17 protein-coding genes are annotated in these 21,146 nt (G+C 68.9%); 10 read left to right on the top strand and 7 right to left on the bottom strand.

Annotated features, from left to right (window positions below; genetic code table 11):
- From A5713_RS10545 to A5713_RS10535, 3 genes are all read left to right on the top strand, one after another.
- On the top strand, nucleotides 1–924 hold a 924-nt coding region (locus tag A5713_RS10545; protein ID WP_197516353.1), incomplete at its 5' end, for a GNAT family N-acetyltransferase.
- A gap of 26 nt (nucleotides 925–950) precedes the next feature.
- The gene (locus tag A5713_RS10540) at nucleotides 951–1,643 is read left to right on the top strand and encodes a DUF5642 family protein (protein WP_068095292.1); all 693 of its coding nucleotides are present in this window, start codon (nucleotides 951–953) and stop codon (nucleotides 1,641–1,643) included.
- Nucleotides 1,644–1,671: 28 nt separating this feature from the next.
- Nucleotides 1,672–2,325 carry a DUF5642 family protein gene (locus A5713_RS10535; protein WP_067925200.1) on the top strand — a complete coding sequence of 218 codons (654 nt, stop codon included), beginning with the start codon at nucleotides 1,672–1,674 and terminating at the stop codon, nucleotides 2,323–2,325.
- 14 nt (nucleotides 2,326–2,339) lie between these two features.
- Here A5713_RS10535 and A5713_RS10530 read toward each other — a convergent pair whose 3' ends face one another.
- Nucleotides 2,340–2,936 (bottom strand): alpha-ketoglutarate-dependent dioxygenase AlkB, encoded by a 597-nt coding sequence (locus A5713_RS10530; RefSeq protein ID WP_197509308.1) that lies wholly within the window; start codon nucleotides 2,934–2,936, stop codon nucleotides 2,340–2,342.
- A gap of 28 nt (nucleotides 2,937–2,964) precedes the next feature.
- On the opposite strand from A5713_RS10530, the gene arcA reads away from it, so the two are divergent.
- Nucleotides 2,965–4,218 carry an arginine deiminase gene (arcA, locus tag A5713_RS10525; RefSeq protein ID WP_369804393.1) on the top strand — a complete coding sequence of 418 codons (1,254 nt, stop codon included), beginning with the start codon at nucleotides 2,965–2,967 and terminating at the stop codon, nucleotides 4,216–4,218.
- A gap of 53 nt (nucleotides 4,219–4,271) precedes the next feature.
- Here the strand turns inward: arcA and A5713_RS10520 are convergent, their stop codons facing one another.
- Both A5713_RS10520 and A5713_RS10515 read right to left on the bottom strand, forming a co-directional pair.
- Complete coding sequence (locus A5713_RS10520) at nucleotides 4,272–5,120, bottom strand: DUF559 domain-containing protein (RefSeq protein WP_068095290.1); 849 nt, start codon at nucleotides 5,118–5,120, stop codon at nucleotides 4,272–4,274.
- Between the two features lie 115 nt (nucleotides 5,121–5,235).
- Complete coding sequence (locus tag A5713_RS10515; protein WP_068095288.1) at nucleotides 5,236–6,804, bottom strand: dolichyl-phosphate-mannose--protein mannosyltransferase; 1,569 nt, start codon at nucleotides 6,802–6,804, stop codon at nucleotides 5,236–5,238.
- A gap of 25 nt (nucleotides 6,805–6,829) precedes the next feature.
- Between A5713_RS10515 and rsmI the strand changes: the two genes are divergently transcribed.
- Nucleotides 6,830–7,666 carry a 16S rRNA (cytidine(1402)-2'-O)-methyltransferase gene (rsmI, locus tag A5713_RS10510; protein WP_068095286.1) on the top strand — a complete coding sequence of 279 codons (837 nt, stop codon included), beginning with the start codon at nucleotides 6,830–6,832 and terminating at the stop codon, nucleotides 7,664–7,666.
- A 3-nt stretch (nucleotides 7,667–7,669) separates the two neighbouring features.
- Here the strand turns inward: rsmI and A5713_RS10505 are convergent, their stop codons facing one another.
- From A5713_RS10505 to A5713_RS10495, 3 genes are read right to left on the bottom strand one after another with little or no spacing between them, the layout of a single operon-like run.
- Nucleotides 7,670–8,923 (bottom strand): aminodeoxychorismate synthase component I, encoded by a 1,254-nt coding sequence (locus tag A5713_RS10505; protein WP_068095285.1) that lies wholly within the window; start codon nucleotides 8,921–8,923, stop codon nucleotides 7,670–7,672.
- Nucleotides 8,924–8,951: 28 nt separating this feature from the next.
- On the bottom strand, nucleotides 8,952–9,863 hold the full coding sequence (locus A5713_RS10500; protein ID WP_067920356.1) for an RNA polymerase sigma-70 factor: 912 nt from the start codon (nucleotides 9,861–9,863) through the stop codon (nucleotides 8,952–8,954).
- The gene (locus A5713_RS10495; protein ID WP_068095283.1) at nucleotides 9,860–11,041 is read right to left on the bottom strand and encodes an NAD(P)/FAD-dependent oxidoreductase; all 1,182 of its coding nucleotides are present in this window, start codon (nucleotides 11,039–11,041) and stop codon (nucleotides 9,860–9,862) included. The genes A5713_RS10500 and A5713_RS10495 overlap by 4 nt, the downstream gene beginning before the upstream one ends.
- A gap of 268 nt (nucleotides 11,042–11,309) precedes the next feature.
- On the opposite strand from A5713_RS10495, the gene A5713_RS10490 reads away from it, so the two are divergent.
- A complete protein-coding gene (locus A5713_RS10490; RefSeq protein WP_231980334.1) occupies nucleotides 11,310–12,977 on the top strand; it encodes a hypothetical protein in 1,668 nt (555 codons plus the stop codon).
- A gap of 291 nt (nucleotides 12,978–13,268) precedes the next feature.
- Nucleotides 13,269–15,128 carry a bifunctional diguanylate cyclase/phosphodiesterase gene (locus A5713_RS10485; RefSeq protein ID WP_068095299.1) on the top strand — a complete coding sequence of 620 codons (1,860 nt, stop codon included), beginning with the start codon at nucleotides 13,269–13,271 and terminating at the stop codon, nucleotides 15,126–15,128.
- Nucleotides 15,129–15,140: 12 nt separating this feature from the next.
- Here the strand turns inward: A5713_RS10485 and A5713_RS10480 are convergent, their stop codons facing one another.
- A complete protein-coding gene (locus tag A5713_RS10480) occupies nucleotides 15,141–15,935 on the bottom strand; it encodes an FkbM family methyltransferase (protein ID WP_068095281.1) in 795 nt (264 codons plus the stop codon).
- A 285-nt stretch (nucleotides 15,936–16,220) separates the two neighbouring features.
- On the opposite strand from A5713_RS10480, the gene A5713_RS10475 reads away from it, so the two are divergent.
- From A5713_RS10475 to A5713_RS10465, 3 genes are all read left to right on the top strand, one after another.
- Nucleotides 16,221–17,936 carry a hypothetical protein gene (locus A5713_RS10475; RefSeq protein WP_231980336.1) on the top strand — a complete coding sequence of 572 codons (1,716 nt, stop codon included), beginning with the start codon at nucleotides 16,221–16,223 and terminating at the stop codon, nucleotides 17,934–17,936.
- Between the two features lie 180 nt (nucleotides 17,937–18,116).
- Nucleotides 18,117–19,568, top strand: a complete 1,452-nt coding sequence (locus A5713_RS10470) for a polysaccharide biosynthesis tyrosine autokinase (RefSeq protein ID WP_068095279.1) — start codon at nucleotides 18,117–18,119, stop codon at nucleotides 19,566–19,568.
- Nucleotides 19,565–21,040, top strand: a complete 1,476-nt coding sequence (locus tag A5713_RS10465) for an O-antigen ligase family protein (RefSeq protein ID WP_067920347.1) — start codon at nucleotides 19,565–19,567, stop codon at nucleotides 21,038–21,040. Before A5713_RS10470 ends, A5713_RS10465 begins: the two co-directional genes overlap by 4 nt.
- Nucleotides 21,041–21,146: the final 106 nt, after the last annotated feature.

Here is a 21,146-nt window from a genome sequence, read left to right as displayed (position 1 = left end):
GCCGATCTGGCGCCGCTGGCCGCGTCGCTGCAACCGCTGCGCGCCGCGCCCGGCCAGGTGCTGATGCAGCAGGGCGAGCAGGCGGTCTCCTTCCTGCTCATCTCCTCGGGAATCGTGGAGATCACCCATGTCGGCGATGACGGCGTGGTCATCGTGGAGCACGCCTTTCCCGGGATGCTCATCGGGGAGATCGCCCTGCTGCGGCACATCCCGCGGACCGCTACCGTCACCACCGCAGGCCCGCTGACCGGGTGGATCGGCGACAACGACGCCTTCGTCCGTATGGTCCACATCCCCGGGGTCATGGAGCGGCTGCTGCGCACGGTGCGCCAGCGTCTCGCCGCGTTCATCACGCCGATCCCCATTCGTGTCCGCGATGGAACAGACCTGATGCTGCGGCCGGTGCTGCCCGGCGACAGCGAGCGAACCGTGCACGGGCACATCCAATTCTCCAGCGAGACGCTGTACCGGCGGTTCATGACACCGCGCCTTCCCACCCCGGCGCTGATGCACTACCTCTCGGAGGTCGACTACGTCGACCACTTCGTCTGGGTGGTGATCGACTCAGGGAACCCGGTGGCCGACGCGCGCTACGTGCGCGCCGAAGGCGACCGCAGCGTCGCCGAGATCGCGTTCACCGTCGCCGACGCCTATCAGGGCCGCGGGATCGGCACCTTTCTGATCAACGCCCTGTCCATTGCCGCCCGGGTCGCCGGCGTCGAAAGATTCTCGGCCCGAATGCTTTCCGATAACCTGCCGATGCGGACGATCATGGACCATCACGGCGCGATCTGGCAGCGCGAGGACGTCGGCGTCATCACCACCGTCATCGACGTCCCGCGCCGGCGTGACCACGGATTCCGGCGCGACGTGGCCGCCCAGATCGAGCACGTCGCCCGCCAGATGATCGAGGTGGTCGGCTGACGCCGCACCCGGTGCTACGAACGAGCATGCGGCCGTTCCGGTTTGGCGCGGTGACAACTCCCGCGCTGGCGTTGCTGGTGGCCGCGTGCACCCACGCACCGGCGCCCGCCGCGTCGCCGACGCCCACGAAGGCGCCACCGCCGACGGCGGTCAACCCGGCCAACATCAAGCGGGTGGTTCGCGAGCTGCCGCCCGGTTACGAGGCGACCACGGGCATCCCCAGCGGGGCGTCCCCGCAAGTGATCTGGAGCCTGGGGCCCAATGCTTCGGACACCAAGGTGCGGCCGCCGCAATGCGGGGCGCTGGCCGACCCCGGCAACGGACGTGACCAGTCGGCGCAGGGGGTGTCCGCCTCGGGCAGCGGCGGCATCGTCGACGCGGTGGTGGTGGCTTTGCCGGGGCCGGTGGTCCGGCCCGACGACGTGGTCGCCGCGTGCGGCCAGTGGACCATGACCGTCGCACGCAGCACGGCGAGCGTGCACCTCACCGACGCTCCCCGCATCGACGGCGCCCAAACCCTCGGTATGGTGGCCGACGTCAAATCGTCCGTCGAGTCGGGCACCGAGATTGATTCGCGCACATACACCTTCATCGCATACCTGGGCAACTTCTACGCGTTCACCACGCTGACCACCGATCCGGGTTCGGTGGTCCCAGCGCTGCCGCCGCAATTCGCCGCCGATCTGCTCGTCAAAACGGTGTCCACGTTGCGCAGCTGACGCGCCGGCCTTCGGTAGATTAGCCACGGTGTTCAAAGTGGCGGTCACGGTCGCGGCGGTGGGTGTGCTCGCCGGATGCTCGTCGGGGGCGCCTAGCTCGGCGAACGTCGACATCAAGAAGGTCGCCGACGTGAAGTCGAGCTTCGGGCCGGAGTTCAAGGTCACCGACATCGGGGAGCGGGGGATCGATCCCAAGGTGCTCTCCGGCCGCAAGCTCCCGGAGGGCCTCACGTTCGACCCGGCCAATTGCGCCAAGGCGGCGACGGGACCGGAGATGCCCCCCGACCTGCAGGGCAACATGGCCGCCGTCTCCGCCGAGGGCAAGGGCAACCGATTCGTCGTGATCGCCGTGGAGACCTCAAAAGCCTTGCCGTTCAACGACCCCGGCAAGGAGTGCGCCAAGGTGGCGTTCACCGGACCGCAATTGCGTGGCGGCCTCGAGGTGGTCGACGCGCCGCACATCGACGGGGCCCGCACGCTGGGGGTGCACCGCGTCCTGCAGGCGCTGGCCCCGGGCGGTGCCCGCACGGGCGAGCTCTACGACTATTCGGCCCAATTCGGTGACTACCAGGTGATCGTCACCGCCAATCCGCTGGTGGTCCCCGGGCAGCCGGTCGCGCCGGTCGATACGCAACGGGCCCGCGACTTGCTCGTCAGCGCGGTGAAGTCGGTCCGCGGCTAGCGAATGGGGCGGGCCTAACGGACGCCGCGCGGCCGGAACTGGATGCTGATGCGCGGGCCCACCGGTGTGGTCGTCTTGGGTACGGCATGCTCCCAGGTGCGCTGGCACGAGCCCCCCATCACCAGCAGGTCCCCGTGCGCCTGGGGCAGCCGCAACGACGGCCCGCCACCGCGCCGCCGCATGGCGAAGGTGCGGGTGGCGCCCAGGCTGACGATCGCCACCATGGTGTCCTCGGAGCTGCTGCGCCCGATGGTGTCGCCGTGCCAGGCGACGCTGTCCGAGCCGTCGCGGTAGCAGCACAACCCGACGGTGGTGAACGGCTCACCGAGCTCGCCCGCGTAGATGTCGTTGAGCCGGCGCCGCAGCCTGGCCAGCAGCGGGTGCGGCGGGTCCTCGACGGTCAGGTCGTGAAAGCTCACCAGCCGCGGCACGTCGACCACACGGTCGTACATCTGGCGGCGTTCCTCTCGCCAGGGCACGCCCGACAGCAGGCCGTCGAGCAGATCGTCGGCGTCGGTGAGCCAACCCGCGCGGATCTCGATGAAGGCGCCGTCACCGAGTTCTCTGCGCTCGGTGTGTGCGAACAGGGAGCCTTGTACCGCGATCTCCACGGCGGCCAGTCTATCGCACATCCGTTCGATGAAGAGGGGACCGGCCGTCCGAGCGGCTACCGTTTTCCTTGTGGGCGTGGTTGAGCTGGGCACCAATTCCGAGGTGGGCACGCTGCGGGTCGTGATCCTGCATCGACCGGGCGGCGAGCTGCGGCGGCTCAATCCGCGCAACATGGATCAGTTGCTCTTCGACGGGCTGCCCTGGGTCGCGCGCGCGCAGGACGAACACGACCGCTTCGCCGCGCTGCTGCGGTCACGGGGCGTCGAGGTGCTGCTGTTGTCGGACCTGCTGGCCGAGGCGTTGACCCACAGCGGGGCGGCGCGGATGCAGGGCGTCGCCGCCGCGGTCGACGCGCGGAGGCTCGGAGTGCCGCTGGCGCAAGCGCTTTCGTCCTACCTGCGCGGGTTGGACCCGGGCAGGCTGGCTCAGGTGCTGATGGCCGGCATGACGTTCAACGAACTGCCCTCGGACATCCGGACCGACGTGTCGCTGGTGCTGCGCATGCACCAGGGGGCGGACTTCGTCATCGAGCCGCTGCCCAACCTGGTGTTCACCCGCGACTCGTCGATATGGATCGGCCCGCGGGTGGTCATTCCCACGCTGGCGCTGCGCGCCCGGGTCCGCGAGGCGTCGCTGACCGATCTGATCTACGCGCATCACCCGCGGTTCACCGGGGTGCGGCGCGCCTACGAGTCGCGCACCGCCCCGGTCGAGGGCGGCGACGTGCTGCTGCTCGCTCCCGGTGTGGTCGCGGTCGGCGTCGGTGAACGCACCACCCCGGCGGGCGCGGAAGCGTTGGCCCGCAGCCTTTTCGACGACGACCTGGCCCACAAGGTGCTCGCCGTGCCGATCGCGCAGCGGCGTGCGCAGATGCACCTGGACACGGTGTGCACGATGGTCGACACCGACACCGTGGTGATGTACGCCAATGTGGTCGACACGCTGTCGGCGTTCACCATCGAGCGCACGCCGGACGGTGTGGCGATCAGCGATGAGGCGCCGTTTCTGGAGGCCGCCGCCAAGGCGATGGAGATCGACCGGCTGCGGGTGATCGACACGGGGTTGGACCCCGTGATCGCCGAGCGGGAGCAGTGGGACGACGGCAACAACACCCTGGCGTTGGCGCCGGGGGTCGTCGTCGCCTACGAGCGCAACGCGCAGACCAACGCCCGCCTGCTGGACGCGGGCATCGAGGTGCTGACCATCGCGGGGTCCGAGCTGGGCACCGGCCGCGGCGGCCCCCGCTGCATGTCCTGTCCGGTCGCCCGCGATCCGCTGTAGCCGTTGCGCTGAGATTGCCGCCATGGTCGTCGCTGGGGGCCGAACCGCAACCCTCACGGCAATCTCGGCGACGAACGGCGGGCCAGCGCCTCGCGGGCCCGTCGGGCGATGATGCCGGGACGATCCTCGTTGATGACCCTGATCACGGTCCAGCCGAGGCTTGCCACCATCTCGGCCCGGCGAATGTCTTTCACATACTGGCCGCGATCGGTGCGGTGCTGTTCGCCGTCGTACTCCAGCGCCACCATCGGTTCTTCCCACCCCATGTCCAGGTAGGCGACCAGCCGACCGTCGGTCACCCTGATCTGCGTGGTGGGCCGCGGCAAGCCGGCGTCGATCAACACGAGGCGCAGCCAGCTTTCCTTCGGCGACTGTGCACCCCCGTCCATCAGGGACAGGGCTGCCCGGCATCGCCGAACGCCCCGGACCCCCTTGTTGCGGGCGAAGAGCGGAGCCACGTCGGCCGGGGCGAGGCCGGTCGCGGCCGACAACGCGTCAAGGTGGGCCACCGCGAGACCGCGCGGCAGATGGCGCCCCAGGTCGAATGCCGTACGCGTCGGGCTGGTGATCGGTAGCCCATCGAGGTCGACGACATCCTCTGCGCTGATGCGTTCGCGGCGGATGATGACGCCGGGTGGCGGGTGGTGGAAAGGCCCGATGATCTCGACGGGCGCGAGGTCGTCGACCCATTTCGCCCCGTGCAGCGCGGCGGCCGCCCGGCCGGCGATGATCGCCCGCCTGCCCGACCACAGCCAGGCCGCCCAGATATTGTCGTGAAGCGACCTGGGCGCATTCTTCGGCACGTACACGTCGCGATGGATTCGCCGGTAGCGGCAACGCAATTGGCCGCGCGTGAGCGAACCGCCCGCTATCGCTTCGCTTCCGATAAAGGTCCCCGCCACGCGCCCATCATGGACGCCACGACCGATCTCGCGTCCACATTGCCGCCAGGGTTGTGGACAGCGTGCGAAGCGCAGCCCTCAGGGCAATCTCGGCGACGAACGGCGGGCAAAGCCATCAGCGCCAGCTGGGCAGCCAGATCTCCATGTCCCACGTCTGCTGCGAAATCGGCAGCCCGGTGAGCACCGGGAACAGCCAGGCGAAATTGGTCACCACCAACGCGACGTAACAACAGACGGCGATCAGCCCCAGCGTGCGTCGCTCCTGGGTGAGACCGCGCGTCCGGCCGGGCGGGTAGAGGATGTCCCCACATATCAGGGCGATCCCCATCACCAGGAACGGCGCCATCGTCGCCGCGTAGAAGAAGTACATCTGCCGGTCGATGTCGGCGAACCAGGGCAGCCACCCGGCGCAATACCCGGTCAGCACAACGGCATAACGCCAGTCGCGGCGGACGAAGGTGCGCCAGCAGGCGTAGAGCAGGACCGGCACGGCCAGCCACCACATGGTCGGGGTGCCCACCAGCATCTCCGCCTTGACGCACGACTGCCCGCCGCATCCGGAGACGTTCTGCAGGTCGATCGCGTACAGCACCGGCCGCAACGACATCGGCCAGCTCCACGGCTTGGACTCCCACGGGTGGTGGTTACCGGCGGCGTTCGTCAGGCTCTTGTGGAATTTGAACGCCATGGCGGTGTAGTGCCATAGCGAGCGGATGGCGTCCGGGAGCGGGACCACCGAACGGGGGCCGATGGACTGACCGACCTCGTGCCGATCGATCGCCGTCTCGGACGCGAACCAGGGCGCGTAGCTGGCCAGATAGACGGCGAACGGGATGAGCACCAGCGCGTAGACGGTGGGGATCAGATCCCGGCCCAACATCCCCGCCCACGGCCGGGTCACCTGGTACTGGCGCCGCGCCGCGACGTCGAAGGCCAACGACATCGCGCCGAAGAACAGCACGAAATACACACCCGACCACTTTGTCCCGCACGCCAATCCGAGCAGGACGCCCGCAGAGAACCGCCACCAGCGCACCCCCAGCCGCGGGCCCCACAGCGTCTCGGCGGCGCGGCCCTCGAGCAGCGCGACGTGCATGCGCCGGCGCACCTCGTCCCGGTCGACGATCAGCGCGCCGAACGCCGCGACCACGAAGAAGGTGAGGATGCCGTCGAGCAGGGCGGTCCGGGCGGTGACGAAGCTGACGCCGTCGCAGATCACCAGCACGCCGGCGATGGCGCCGACCAGCGTCGAGCGGCTGATCCGCCGCACGATCCGCATCACCAGCACGACCAGCACCACGCCGAGCAGGGCGCCGGTGAATCGCCAGCCGACGCCGGTGTAGCCGAAGACCGCCTCACCGATCGCGATCAGTTGCTTGCCGACCGGCGGATGGACCACCAGGCCGAACCCGGGGTTGTCCTCGACCCCGTGGTTGTGCAACGCCTGCCAGGCCTGCGGCGCGTAATGCTTCTCGTCGAAGATGGGCGTGCCGGCATCGGTCGGCGAACCCAGGTTGAGGAACCGGCTGATCGCGGCCAGCACGGCGATCACGCCCGTCACGACCCAGCCGCGAATCTGATCGGTCGGCCCGAAATCGGCCACCGGGACCATCGGCCCCGGGCTGACGACGGGCACGACGCGCTCCTGGCCGGCGACCGGGGTTTCGCGGGGCGGGGCGGACATCGGTGTCGATCGTAGGCTGTCCGTCATGACCACCGGCCGCCTGTTGCTGGGCGCGACCCCGTTGGGCCAGCCGTCGGACGCCTCGCCCCGCCTGATCGACGCCCTCGCCCGCGCCGACGTGGTGGCGGCCGAGGACACCCGCCGGGTGCGGACGCTGGCGAAGGCCCTGGACGTCACGATCACCGGCCGGGTGGTCAGCCTGTTCGACCGCGTCGAGGCGGCCCGGGTGGAGCCCCTGATCGCCGCCGTCAAGGCCGGCGCGACGGTGCTGGTGGTCAGCGATGCCGGGATGCCGCTGGTCAGCGATCCCGGCTTCCGGCTGGTCGCGGCGTGCGTGGACGCCGGCCTGCCGCTGACGTGTTTGCCCGGCCCGTCGGCGGTGATGACGGCGCTCGCCCTGTCCGGCCTGCCGGCGGAGAAGTTCTGCTTCGAGGGATTCGCCCCCCGCAAGAAGGCCGCGCGGCGGGCCTGGCTGGACTCGCTGGCCGACGAGCGGCGCACCTGCGTGTTCTTCGAATCGCCGCGCCGGCTGGCCGCGTGCCTGCAGGACGCCGTCGACCAGCTCGGCGGCGCCCGTCGGGCCGCGATCTGCCGGGAACTGACCAAGGTGCACGAGGAGGTGGTGCGTGGATCGCTCGACGAGCTGGCCGCGTGGGCCGACGACGGGGTGCTCGGCGAGATCACCGTGGTGCTGGCCGGCGCCACCCCGCGCGCCGACCTGCCCGCGCTGCTCGGGCGGGTGCAGGAGCTGGTCGACGGCGGCGCGCGCGTGAAGGACGCCTGCGGTGAGGTGGCCGCCGCCAATCCGGGGGTGCGCTCGCGCCAGCTCTACGACGCCGTCCTGCGGTCGCGCCAGGCCTGAGGGTCAGCCCGCCGAGAACGCGGCCGCGATCCGCGGCTGCCCCACGATCGGGGACGCTTTGTGCAGGCATTCGGCCCATTCCGCGTCGGGATCGGAGTCGGCGGTGATCCCTCCGCCGACACCGAGGACAGCGCCGCCCGCAGCGTCGAACTCCACCGTCCGGATGGCCACGTTCAGTTCGCACCCCGCCAAGGGCGAAGCCAAACCGATTGTGCCGCAATATATTCCACGGCGATGCGGCTCCCATTGCGAGAGCAGCTGGCGCGCACGGTGTTTGGGTGTTCCGGTGACCGAGGCGGGCGGGAAGGCGGCGTCCAGCAGCGCGGACGTCGGCAGCTCGACCGGGACGCGTGCCGACACGGTGGACACCAGGTGCCACACGCCCGGGGCGCGTCGCACCACCAGTAACTCGGGCACGGTGACGGTGCCGACGATCGCCACCCGGCCGAGGTCGTTGCGCACCAGGTCCACGATCATGATGTTCTCGGCCACCTCCTTGGCCGACGCCCGCAGCGCCGACGGCCAGGCATCCAGCGGCAGGGTGCCCTTGATCGGGCTGGACGTCACCAGCGTCCCGCGCCGTCGCAGGAAGAGTTCCGGGGACAGCGACGCCACCGCGCCCCACGGCCCGGCGAGGTAGGCGGCCCGCGCCGGGGCAGTGCGGGCGATGCCGTCGGCGAAGAAGTCCAGGGGGGCGCCACTGGCCGTTCCGATGAACTGCGTGCACACGCACGCCTGGTACACCTCGCCGGCGCGGATGGCCTCCAGGCAGTTCAGCACGCCGTCGCGGTGGGGCGCCCGATCGGCCGAGGCCCAGTCGATGCGGCAGTCGCGCGTCGGCGGCGGCCCCGTTGCCAGGGCGGCGGCCAGCCAGTCCGGCATCGGCGCGCCGGACAGGCTTTCGTACCACCACCGGCCGTCCCGGTCGCGCCGCAGCACGCAGTCGGTCCAGCCGCCCGCGGCCTCGGGGATCCGGTTCGGCTCGCCGCCGGCGCCGGGATCGGGATAGGAAAGGTAACCGATCCAGCCGCCACCCACGGCTTCCGAATCGAGTGACTGCGGGCCGGGCTGGACCGCGAAGGCGGCGTCGGCATCGACGGGCCGCACCGGCACGCTCGGCGCGATGACCGCCAGCGCGCCGAACCATTCGCCGGTCAGCGCGGCCGGCGGCGGCAGCCCGAGCCGGGCGGTGGCGTCCCCCACGGCGCGCAGCACCGCGGGGGCGGCGCCAAGGTCGCCGAGCCGGTCGATACGCACCGCCCTAGCTTGACAGAAGAGCGCCCGCCTAGCCGCGGCTGACGTCGCGCGCGGTCGCCAGCGCCGCCAGCTTGTCCGGATTGCGCGTCACGTAGAAGTTCGTGATCTTGTCCGCGGCGATCTCCAGGGTGATCACCCCCTCGAGGTGATCGCCCAGGTAGAGCAGCACCGCCGGGGCGCTGTTGCAGGTCACCATCTCGATGCGGAACTCCGCGAACTCGCTCGCCTTGCGGATCAGGCCGACGATGGCCCTGGCCACCCGGTCGGCGCCGACCACCGGCCGGCGTGCCGCGGACACCTTGCCGCCGCTGTCGGCCGTCCAGGTGGCGTCGGGGGCGAGCATCGTCATCAGCGTCTGGACGTCACCGCTGGCGGCCGTCTGGAGGAACTGGGCGGTGAGCCGCGCGTTGCGCTGCGGATCGGTCGCCTCGAACCTCTTCCGCCGCGCCCGCACGTGTTCGCGCGCCCGGTGCGCCACCTGGCGTACCGTGGGCGCCGGTTTGCCGACTGCCTCGGCGATCTCGCCGTAGTCGAAGCCGAACACCTCGCGCAACACGAACACCGCCCGCTCGTCGGGGCTCAGCGTTTCCAGCAGGACCAACATCGCCATCGAAATGGATTCCGCCAGAACGACATCCGTCGAGGCATCTTGCTCGTCGAGCAGCAGCGGCTCCGGCAGCCACGGCCCCACGTACTCCTCGCGCCGGCGCGCGTCGGCGCGCAACGCGTTGAGCGCCTGCCGGGTCACCAGCGCAGCCAGGTAGGACTTGGTGTCACGCACCGTCGACAGTTCGACCGCCGCCCACCGCAGGTAGCTGTCCTGCAGGACGTCGTCGGCCTCGGTGGCCGAACCGAGCATCTCGTAGGCGATGGTGAACAGCAGCGGCCGCAGCACGGTGAACCGTTCGGCGTGCTCGTTGCCGGCGGGCGCGTGCGTCATTGCAGCGCGACCTCGGCGGACTCCTGCGCGGGCCGCTTGCCGCCCTTGAGCCAGCGGTACGAGCCGGGCTTGGCGGCCTCGCGCCGAATGGCCCACAGGGTGCCCTTGCAGATGGCCTCCTTGATCGACGCAGCGGTCCGGCCGCCGATCGCCAGGTTCACCGGAGTGTCGTCGGTGTGGGCCAACTGCAGCGTGCCGTAGGTGCGGCCCAGGCTGATGCACTGGCCGACGAACGCCTGATTGAGCCGGGCCGGAGCGGTTAAGTCGATGCGGCTGAGCACGGTGTCGGCGGCCTGCGCACCCAGCGGGCCGGCGGCCTGGCAGCTCATCCGTAAGGGTTGGCCCGACGGCGCGGCCGCGTCGCCCGCCGCGACGACGTAGGGGTTGTCGACGCTGGTCAGCGTCTCGTCGGTGAGCAGCCGGCCCAGCGCGTCGGTGCTCAGCCCGCTGCGCGCGGCCAGGTCCGGCACGGCGAATCCGGCGGTCCAGACCGTCGCCGCGCTCGGCAGCACTGCTCCGTCGCCGAGCACCACCGCGTCCCATCGCACCTCGGTCACGGTCGCCGATTCCAGCACGTTGACCCCGAAGCCGCGCAGGCGCTTGGCGACGGAACGCCGGCCGCGCCTGCTCAGCGACGGGCCGAGCGTGGCGCCGCACACCAGGGTCATTTGGCGGCCCCGTTCGGCCAGCTCGGCGGCCGTCTCGATGCCGGTCAGCCCGCCGCCGACGACGATCACGGGCGCGTCCAGCGGCAGGTCGGCCAGCGCGTAGCGCAACCGCTGCGCGCTTTCCAGGTCGGCTATCGGGTACGCGAAGTCGGCGAACCCGGGCACCGCAGCGGGTGCGGCGCCGGTGCTGCCGACCGCGTAGATGAGGTAGTCGTAGCCGAGCTCGCGGCCCGAGGACAGCAGGATGCGCCGGTCGGTGGCCTCGATGCGGTCGACGGCGTCGACGACCAACCGGATCCCGTCGGCGAGCAGGGTCGCGTAGTCGGCGGTCGCGGGGCCGGTGTCGGCGACCAACTGGTGCAGCCGGATTCGCTCCACGAAGACGGGGCGCGGGTTCACCAGGGTGACGTCGACGTCGCGACGTTGCCGGAGCCGGTTTGCGGCCAGGGTTCCGGCGTATCCGCCGCCGACCACGACGACATGGGTTTTCTGGGCGATCACCTCGGTCATTTGCTGTCTCCTGTTCTCGCGGGCCTGATGCCCTTGAGACACCGCGGGGTCCTCGAGCGTGACAGGGCCGCCCACATTGTGACGCGCCTCACGGGTGCCGCTTGCGGGGTCGGGCCGGCCCGCGGCGGACCGGGGGAGGGACGGGTGGTGCGTGCTAGGCTGCGCTACGCCAATTCGTGACCAGCCCCGCGTCGTATACGCGCACCAGATAACCCAGGCAGTATGGGGCCACTTCAGTGTGCATCGGTGTGTGTTGGGAGAAGCAACCGTGAAGACGAGGAAGAGCGCGCTGGCCGCTGTCGTGTGCGCGGCGGTGGTGCTGAGCGGATGCGGTGGCAAGAGCGATCCCGGTCCACTGTCCGCGATGGTCAGTCCGGCCATCCCGCCCAGCGCGCAAGAGATCCCCAACCCGCTGCGCGGCCAATACGAGGAAGGCTTGAATCCGCTTTTCCCGCAAGGCAATCCCGCTCAGCAGCGGTACGCCGCCTGGCCCGCGTCGTACGACGCCAGCCTGCGGGTCTCGTGGCGGCAGTTGCAGCCCGTCGACCCGCACACGCTGCCGCCCGACGCGCCCGACGACCGCAAGTTCGACTTCAGCGCGATCGACGACGCGCTGGCCAAGGTCGGCAGCCGAAACATGCGGCTGATCCTCGGCGTGTACGCCTACAGATCCTGTTGTAACGATTCCTATCCCAACGGCACCAACATCGCGATCCCGGACTGGATCCGCTCCGCGGCCACCAGCTACCCCCCGGCGCCGAACGGGTCCACGCCCGGTGTCACCCAGGTGGTCCCGAATTGGAACGACGCCGACTACCTCAACAACTTCGGGCAGCTGCTCGCCGCGCTCGGCCGGCGCTACGACGGCGACGAGCGCCTCAGCGTGTTCGAGTTCTCCGGGTACGGCGACTCCGGCAAGACCAGCCTCGCCTACCTACGGGACGCGCTCGGTGCGCCGGGGCCGACGCCGGACGACAGCCTCTCGAAGTTGGGCTATTACAGCCAGTTTCGCGATCAGAGCATCACCAAGGCGTCCATCGGGCAGCTGGTCGCGGCGAACGTCGGCGCGTTCGGCCACACGCAGTTGGTGGTCACCGGGGAGAATCCGGAGATCGTCCGCGAGTTGTTCGCCGACGACGTGACGAAGAAACTCTCCGCTCCGGTCGGCATCCGCGCGGATTGCCTTGGCGTGCAAGCGCCGCTGCCGGAATGGGCCGAGTCCAGCGACTCGCACTACGTGCGGTTCAACGACGCCGCCGTCAACGCGATCAAGCAGCGGCTCACCTCGGCGCTGGTGGTCAGCCAGTGGTGCGGATTGCCGAACGGGACCGACCCGCGGTCGTACTACGAGAAGGCCCTGCACGACGTCGTCAGGTATCACGTCTCGATGACGTCGAGCTCCAACTTCCCCGACCGGGATGCGACGTCGGCGATGGACCCCAAGCTGTATCTCCTGTGGGCCAAGGCCAACGCCTCGGCCGGCTACCGGTACTCGGTGGAGGCCAAGCCGGGCTCGCAGTCGATCCAGGGCAAGGTGGCGGCCATCTCCGTCGTCTGGACCAACTACGGCTCGGCGGCGGCCACCGAGCAATGGGCACCCGGCTACAAACTGGTCGACTTCTCCGGAGCGGTGGTCCGTACCATTCCCGCGACGGTCAACCTCAAGACGCTGGTCCACGACGACTCCAGCTCGTCCCGCGAGGAGGCGGTGCCCGAGTCGGCCACCGAGTCGGTGCGCGTCGACGTGACCGGCCTGGCGCCCGGGCACTACACGCTGCGCGCATCCGTGGACTGGCAGCAGCACAAGCCCGGCGCCTCCCACGTGGTGAACTACGCGCCCATGGCGCTGGCCCGCGACGGGCGGGACGGCTCTGGCCTGTATCCGATAGCCACCCTCGACATCGCGAGCGACGCGGCGGCCGCCAACGGGTCCTAGCGCCTCGATGACGGGCCGACGGCCCTCGTTCGCGCCGGCCGGCAGACCCTCGCCGGAAGTTGTTCGTTAGCCCGGATGGGGCGGGTACCGCGTGGTAGGTTTTGCTGACCAAAACCGAGCGTGACCTGCCCTGGTCCGAAAACATCCGACAGCCACACACGCGAACCGAAGGGGTACGTCGACGCGCTGGGCGCGCATCCGGCGGGGTTCGTCATCATGACCGTCCCCCGATCGGGCAACCGTCACCACGGTGGCCGCCCCGTGGGATGTATGCCCGTATCGGAGGAGACCGTGCCACGCAGCCTGGACCTGGTCGTCACCTCCGTCGCCACCCAGTTGATGGAGGCCACCGCCGCCACGGCCACCCTGGTGAGCGAAAAGGTGCTCGCGCAACTGGTCGAACAGTTCGACGTGGACGCCAGCTTCCTGCGGCACCTCGACCCGCACACCCGGGCCTCGGCGCTGGTTGCCGAGTGGCCGCCCCGCTCGGACGCCGCGGACCCGGATCCGACGGCCTTCGCTCAGCTGGACATCGCCGAGTCGGTCCTCGCCCAGTGCGGGCACGGGCACAAACCGGTGGTGATCCGTCCGGCGCAGTCCAAACGCTATTTCCGGCGCAGGCTCGGCGGGGCGAAGGTGGCCGCCTCGCCCTCGGTGGCGGCCGCACCGTTGGTCTCGGGTGAGACGACCACCGGCTTGCTCGGCTTCGTCAAGGTCGGTGCCCGCAAGTGGGAGCAGGAAGAGATCAACACGCTCGAGGCGGTCGCGGCGCTGTTCGCGCAGCTGCAGGCCCGCATCGCCGCTGAAGAAAAGCTTCGTTATCTCGCCGAGCACGACGACCTGACCGGCCTCTACAACCGTCGCGCGCTGGTCGCGCATCTGTCCGGACGGCTCGCGACGGGATGCGCCGGGCCCGTCGCGGTGATGTACCTCGACCTCGACCGGCTCAAGCCGATCAACGATTACCTCGGCCACACCGCCGGTGACTGGTTCATCCGGGTCTTCGCGCAACGCATCCGGGTCTGCGCCCCCGACAGCACGATCGCCCGGTTGGGCGGTGACGAGTTCGTCGTCGTTCCCGACCAGCCGATGTCACCGGAGGCCGCGGAGTCATTCGCCCGGCGTCTCTCGGCGATGCTGTGCGAGCGGCTGGCCATCGGCGGCCACGTGATCAGCCGCACGGTCAGCATCGGGCTGGCGGTGGGGCAGCCGGGACGGGACAACTGCACCGACCTGCTCCGCCGCGCCGACGAGGCGGTGCTGACGGCAAAGCGCGGCGGCGGCAACCAGATCGCGGTGTCCACCGACGACATGTCCCTCAAGCGCGCGTTCCGCAACGACATCGAGCTGCACCTGCAAGGCGACATCGGCAGCGAGGCGCTGCTCCTGCACTACCTGCCCGAGATCGACCTGTCGACGGGCGCCATCGTCGGCGCGGAGGCGCTGGTCCGTTGGCGGCACCCGATCTGGGGCCTGCTGCAACCGGACTCCTTCATCGGGATCGCCGAATCGACCAACCTGGCGGCGGAGTTGGGGCACTGGGTGATGCGCACCGCGTGCGCCGAGTTCAGCAGTTGGCGGGCCAAGGGCGTCGGCCAAGGGGCCGTCATGCGCATCAATGTGTCGCCGATCCAGCTCATCACCCGGGGTTTCGTGCGCGACGTCGCCGCCACCATCGACGAGTTCGGCCTCGCCGGCTCGGTGTGCCTGGAGATCACCGAGCGCGCCGTGGTGCACGACATCGAGACCACGCGAAAAACCTTGGCGGAGCTCAAGGACGTGGGGGTCCAGCTGGCCATCGACGACTTCGGTACCGGCTACGCGGTGCTGTCGCACCTGAAGTCCCTGCCGGTCGACATGCTCAAGATCGACACCGGGTTCGTGCGCGACCTGGGTAACAACGCCGGCGACCTGGCGATCGTTCGCGCGATCATCGGTCTGGCCGAGGCGTTCGGTCTGGAAGTCGTCGCCGAGGGAGTTGAAACGCCGGTGGCGGCAATGACTTTGATCCAGCACGGGTGCCGACGCGCGCAGGGTTTCCTGTTGTCGCGTCCTGTCCCCGGCGAGGCGATGGAAGCCCTGTTGTCCGCACGCTGGCTGTCGCTGCCGTTTTTGGCCGACCGCAAGGCGTTGCCGACGGGCGGCATCTAGCATCGCGTGGGCCTACCGACCCTGGGGAATGAACACGAAGTTGTTGACGTAGACGCCGCGAGGCGCCCAGTCGTTCTCCCGGTCGCCGACGTTGGATGGGTCCTGGTGCGTGCGCGGGTCGAAGTCGTCGATCGGCCGTCGAACGCCGTCGAGTTCGAAATACCCGGAGTAGCCGGACTGGCGTAACAACTCGCTGATCTCGGCAACCGCGCCGGGGTAATGGCGTTGCTCGGCCTCCACCATGATTGCGGGCCGGTCACGCGCGAGTGTCTTTGTGGCGCCGCGCAACACGGCGAGTTCATGGCCCTCGACGTCGATCTTGATCATGCCGACGTCTTGCAGGTCTAGATCGTCGAGCCGCTTGATGGGGACCTCGATGCTGCGGATCCCGCTGTTGTCGACGTCGCTCAGGACATTGGTGGTGTCGATCGTGCTGCGGCCCGGCTCGGATTCGACCACCCTCATCGTCCCGACGCCGGCGGTGTCAGACAGCGCGACCGCCTCCACCCGTACGGGAACGCCTGCGGCGTCGAACATCGAGGCCAGATCGCGGGCTTGCGCGGGCCGGGGTTCGAACGCGATCACCGATCGCGACGACGCCAGCATGGCGATCGTGAACTGTCCGACGTCGGCGCCGATGTCCAGCGAGATCCGGTTCGGGTCGCACAACGAAACCGCCAACTGGATGTCGGTACGGCTTTCCCCGAGGCGTTGCAGGATGCGGTATTTCCGCCGCCAGAAGAAACCCGGCGCCAGTGCCTTGACGGCGGGCGCCAGCCGACGCGTGGCCGATCGAACCAAAGGCATCGTGCGGTCTCCTGAGCGATTCTCGGAGGGATCAGCCGAGTGGATTGCGCGACCATACCAATTTGAGCGGCCCGACGTAGCGGTGCCCGGCAAGGAACCCGCTGACGCCGGCCGCCACCCAACAGTGGCCGGGATATGCATCGAAGATGTGCATGATTGACCGATGATGTGGGGCAGCGTTGCATCGTTGCCGATTTCATGTGGCGCGCTTTGGGTGGAGAGCGCCAGCGACCGGAGAGGTGTCAGTCCTTGAAGCTGATGGAGGGCCCACGTTCGGCGAGCGGAATGCCGACCCCGCCGACGTCCGTGTTCGCCAACGCGGCTGGGACGTTGCGCAAGACCACCGTGCTCGTCGCCGTTTGCGTGACGCTGTTGTTGAACGGGTGTGGTGGCCGCGGAAACCCCGAGTTGGTGACCGCGATAATCAGCCCCGCGATACCGCTGGCCGTCCAGGACGTACAGAATCCGCTGCGCGGCCAATACGAAGATCTTTTGATCCCGTTGTTCCCGCAGGCCAATCCCGCGCAGCACCGGTACCCGGCCTGGCCCGCATCGGATGACGCCAGCCTGCGTGTCACGTGGCGGCAGTTGCAGCCCACGGATCCCAGCACGCTGCCCCCCGACGCCTCGGACGACCAGAAATTCGACTTCAGCGTGATCGATGACGCGCTGAACAAGTTGGCCGGCAGAAACATGCGAATGACCCTTCGCATCGTCGCCTACCACTCCTGTTGTGACACTGTGTTTCCGAACAACACGAACATCGCGATCCCCGACTGGATGCGATCGGCCGCCACCGACTACGCCGGACCGGAACGGTTTTGGTGGACGCCCGGGGTGGTGCAGGTGGTGCCGAAGTGGAACGACCCCCGATACCTCGACGCCTTCGGACAATTGCTGGCCGCGCTTGGGCGACGGTATGACGGCGACGAGCGGCTCAGCGTTTTCGAGTTCTCCGGCTACGGGGATTGGAGCGAGAACCACATCGCGTATTTGCGCGATACGCTGGGCGCCCCCGGTCCTTCGGCCGACGAAAGTGTCGCGAAGCTGGGCTATTACAGCCAGTTCCGTGATCAGAGCATCACGATCGCGTCGATCAGGCAGCTGGTGGCGGCGACTGTGAGCGCGTTCCGGCGGACGCAGTTGATCACGACGCTGCTGAATCCGGAGATTGTGCGCGAAATGCTTTCCGATGAAGTCACCAAGAAAGTGGCCGCGCCGGTGGGTGTGCGGGCCGATTGCCTGGGCGTGATCGCGCCGTTGCCCGGGTGGGTCGAATTGGACGGCTCGCGTTATGTGCAGCAGAAGGATCCGGTCATCGCCCAACTCAAAGATCGGTTGCTCACCGCGCCGGTCATCACCGAATGGTGCCTGTTGCCGAGCGGCACCTCGCCACGGTCCTACTACCAGAAGGCCCTACACGACGTCATCAAGTATCACGTCGCGATGACGTCGAGTTGCGACTTCGCTGACGCGGAATCGTCGACCCCGATGGACCCGGGTCTGTACCTGTTGTGGGCGCAGGCGAACGTCGCCGCCGGGTATCGGTACTCGGTCGAAGCGCGTCCGAGCCCGCAACCGATACACGACGGTGTGGCGACGATCGCCGTGACGTGGACCAACTACGGTTCTGCCGCCGCGATCGAGAAGTGGGCTCCCCGCTATCAACTGGTGAATTTCTCGGGCGCGGTGGTCCGCACGCTTCCGACGATCGTCAACCTGAAGACGCTGGTCCACAACGACGCCGGCGGCAACCCCGGCAACGAACCGGTCCCGGCGTCGTCGACCGAGTCGGTCAAGCTCGACGTGGCCGGCTTGGCGCCTGGCAACTACACGCTGCGGGCATCGGTGGAATGGCAACAGCACAAGCCGGACGCATCGCACGTGGTGAACTACCCGCCCATGCAGTTGGCGCGCAACGGACGTGACGGTTCGGGCGGCTACCCACTGGCAACGGTCAACATATCGCGCGATGTGCTGACCGCCGGCCCCCGAGCGTGACAGAGCGCCGCGATTGTCACGTCCGGGTTTTCGAACTGCAACGGATGGCCCTGGAGAATCGCTTTTCGGGCAAACGCCGCATGACGATGCTTCAATAATGTTCAATGTTTTAGCCCATCCGATAACCGACCGGATGGATGCTTTCGCACCCGCCGAAGTTTTCAGAAAGGCCGTTGGTCGATGGATTTCCGTACCTTTGTCCGGATTCTCGTCGCGCACTGGAAGCTGGCGGCGGCCGCGGTGCTGGCGTGTACGGTCGGCGCGGCGGCCATCACGGCATTGCAGACCAAGCATTACCAGTCGTCCACCACGGTCCTGATCTCGTTCTCCGGCGCCACCGACCTGACCGAGCTGTACAACGGCACGCTCACAGCGCAGGAACGGCTGTCGTCGTACGCCCAGATCGCCGGCGGCCGGACGGTGGCCGACCGCGCGATCAAACAGCTTCAGCTACCGATCAGTGCCGACGACCTGCTGACCCAAACCCAGGTGAAGTACACCGCTAAATCTCAGCTGTTCACCATCACCGTCAAAGACACAGATCCGAAGCGGGCGGCAGCGCTGGCGGGGGCGCTGGCCGACCAATTCGCCGCGATCATCCCCACGTTGGGCACGGTCTCGCGTCCGGACGCCCCCAACGCGGGCCCCCGGCCCGAACCCACGGATGCGACGGCGCCGCCGGGCCAGCCCCGGGAAACCCCGGGCGTGCAAGAGCAGAACGGAAAGCCGTTGCCGGTGGCGCGGGCGCGGGTGGTGGAGCCGCCCCAGGTGCCCGATCACCCGGTCACCCCGGCACCGGTACGCAACATGGCGATGGGCCTGGTCGCCGGCGTGCTTCTCGGCATGGCAGTGGCGCTCACCCGCGAGGCCAGCGATCGCACGGTGCGCACCCGCGAAAACCTGGAGGAGCTGTCGGGCCTGCCGACGCTCGGCGAGTTGCCGCGCCGGCGCGGCGGGGCTCCGCGGTTCGGCACCGACGGCACGTTCGATGACGCCGTGCGGGACATGCGTACCCGGGTGCGGAGGGCGATCGGCCCCGACGGTCGCCGGGTGCTGGTGGCGTCACCGTTCGGCGGCGAGGGAACCACGACGACGGTCCTCAACCTGTCCCGGGCATTCGCCGAAGTCGGCGACGACGTACTGGTGGTCGAGGGCGACACCCGCCGGCCGGTGATCGCCGGTTCGCTGAAGGTCGAATCGGGAGAGGGCTTGGCCAACGCGCTGGCGAACCCCGAGATCGCGGCCGAAGCCGTGAAGCCGACACCCTTCCCGAGGCTGTTCGTCCTGGCAGCACGCGCGGCCCGCCGGGAGACCTTGCCGTGCTCCGCCTACCCGCCGGAAGTGCTTGACGCCGTGCTTGGGGAGTTGTCGTCGCGGTTCGACCGGATCCTGGTCGACGGACCGCCGGTGCTGGCGACGGCCGACGCGGTCTTGCTCTCCGGCGCCGTTCAAGCGACGGTGCTGGTGGTCCGGGCGGGACGCACCACTACCGACGAACTCAAGGATGCGCTGGCAACTTTGCGCGCGGCCAACGCGGAGCTCGTCGGTACGGTGCTGACCGACGCGAGGCTGTCGCTGCACCGCCGGGCCGCCGCCCAGGCCTACCGCACGAAGGCCAGTCCGTCGACGTGATTTTCTACCTGCGCAGTCGGCACCGCATGGCCATGAGCGCAGCTTCGCTGGCGCTGTTCCTGTTCGGATGTTTCGTGTTCGGCGTGCTCTCGGTGCGACTCACCACCGAGGGCATCATGCTGATCGCCGCCACCTTCTGCCTGGTCGTCTACTGGGTGAGACCCGAGGCGATGGCATGGGTGGCGTTGGTGGGGGCGTTCGCGGCGCTGCCCCAGGGCCTGCACGTCGGCAAAGTCGTCGGCCCCGCGGTCATCTACTTGTACCTGTTGGCCGCGATGCTGGCGATCGGCTACCTGATTCCGATCGTGAAACCGCGATTCTCCGATTTCTGGTTGCCCGGCGTGTTCCTGGTCGCGATCGTGATGTCGACCGCGGCCGGATTCGAGAACGGGCAGGACGCCGTCATCGTGCTGCGCGAATCACTGTCCATGCTCGAAATCGTCGTGGGTTTCGTGCTGGCGATGTTGGTGGTGTACGGCGACTACATCAAGTGGTCGATCCGCGTCACCGCCGGCATCCTGTGGTTTTCGGCGGGCATGGCGGTCGTGAGTTCGCTGCATGCCATCCGGCTGGCGGGCAGGGCCGAAAGTTTGGGGGCGGCGACCGGCGCCGATCAGGCTGTCCGGATCATCCTGACCACGCAATCCCCGGCCACCGCGACGCTGAGCGCGTTGGTGGCCGCCGCCATAATCGGCTGCCTGAGACCTGCCACGCTGTTGACCCTCGGCCCGCCTGCGCTGATCATTTCGCTGCTGTCGTTCTCGCGCAACACGCTCATCTCGATGGCCGTGGCGGCGGGGGCGGCTGTGTTGGTCAGCCTGAGCATCCCGACCGTGCGCCGGACCGCGGTCGTTGCCGCGATCTTCGCGGCGGTGATCGCAGTGACGTTGCCGGGATTGCTGTTCTTGCTGCACGGTTCGCAAGCCGGCGCGTGGCTCGCCGACCAGTTGACGGCCTTCAACGAGCGGGTGCTCGGCGGGGTTTCGTCCAGCGCGCTCGCCGTGGACGAATCGGCGCTGGAGAGGCTGCGGGAGAACGCCCTGCTGAACCGCTCGATCGCTCAGGCGCCCGTATTCGGCCATGGCCTGGGTTACGCGTATCAGCCGCCGAAAGGTGACGACGAGTTTTCCGCGAAGTTCTATCCCGCCTACTCACACAACTTCTATCTGTGGTGGCTGGCGAAAGCGGGTGTGGTCGGCATGACGGCGTTTGTCGTCTTCGCGCTGATCCCGTTGATCAAGGCGGTGCGCTGCCGGACCGCGGCGGCGAAGGTCAGCATGGCGGTCAGCGCCGGCCTCCTCGCGATATCTTGGGTGTGGCCTTTGCCCGAGATGCCATCGGACTCCTTCGCGCTGGGCATCGCGCTAGGTTCGGCGATGGGGTTCGCCGGCTTACGCGACAGAAAACGCGACACCAACCCCGCGGTCAGCCCCGACTCGGCCGCGCTCACGGCATCATCCGGGGCCCGCTGAAGTGGGCACGTCGAGCGGACGGCCGGTGTACCTTGACGCCGTGGCCAATCACTCTGGGAGTTAGCCGAATGCGAAATGTCTGTCTGCGCGACCACCTCCGCCACGC

The organism is Mycobacterium sp. E2497, from assembly GCF_001668695.1.
In the GTDB taxonomy this organism is placed as follows: domain Bacteria; phylum Actinomycetota; class Actinomycetes; order Mycobacteriales; family Mycobacteriaceae; genus Mycobacterium.
The sequence above is the reverse complement of the archived record's forward strand: the minus strand, read 5'-3'. Positions and strand labels throughout refer to the sequence as shown.